This is a genomic window from Pseudomonas sp. 51_B (genome assembly GCF_017491595.1).
Classification (GTDB): Bacteria; Pseudomonadota; Gammaproteobacteria; order Pseudomonadales; family Pseudomonadaceae; genus Aquipseudomonas; species Aquipseudomonas promysalinigenes.
The window spans coordinates 1-518 of record NZ_JAFGYW010000185.1; the positions used below are offsets into that span (position 1 = coordinate 1).

Annotated in this window: 1 pseudogene; it reads left to right on the forward strand. The window is 65.1% G+C overall.

The annotated features are described in order from the left end of the window. A pseudogene (locus tag J5M56_RS24295) lies at positions 1–518 on the forward strand (trifunctional transcriptional regulator/proline dehydrogenase/L-glutamate gamma-semialdehyde dehydrogenase); the annotation flags it as partial.

The following is a 518-nucleotide window of genomic DNA, read 5'->3' on the forward strand; positions in this document are numbered from 1 at the left end:
GTCGGGTACTGGCCCGAAAGCCGGCGGCCCGCTGTATCTGTACCGCCTGCTGTCGACGCGCCCTAGCGACGCAATCGAGCAATCCTTCGCTCGCGGTGACGCCATCAGCGCCCCGGACGTGCGCTTGCGCGATGCCATGAGCCAATCGTTGAACGCGCTGAAAGCCTGGGCCGACAACAACAAGTTTGCCGATCTGAGCCCCCTGTGCGTGCAATACGCTGCGCAATCGCAGAGCGGCATCACCCGCGTGCTGGCTGGCCCGACCGGCGAGAAAAACAGCTACGCCATCCTGCCGCGCGAGCACGTGCTGTGCCTGGCGGAAGTTGAAGGTGATCTGCTGACGCAACTGGCGGCGGTGCTGGCGGTGGGCGGTTCGGCGGTGTGGCCGGAAACCGAGCTGACCAAGGCGTTGTTCGCCCGTCTGCCGAAGGAAGTCCAGGCGCGGATCAAACGCGTTGCCGACTGGAACAAGGACGAAGTGGTGTTCGATGCCGTGCTGCATCACGGCCACTCCGACC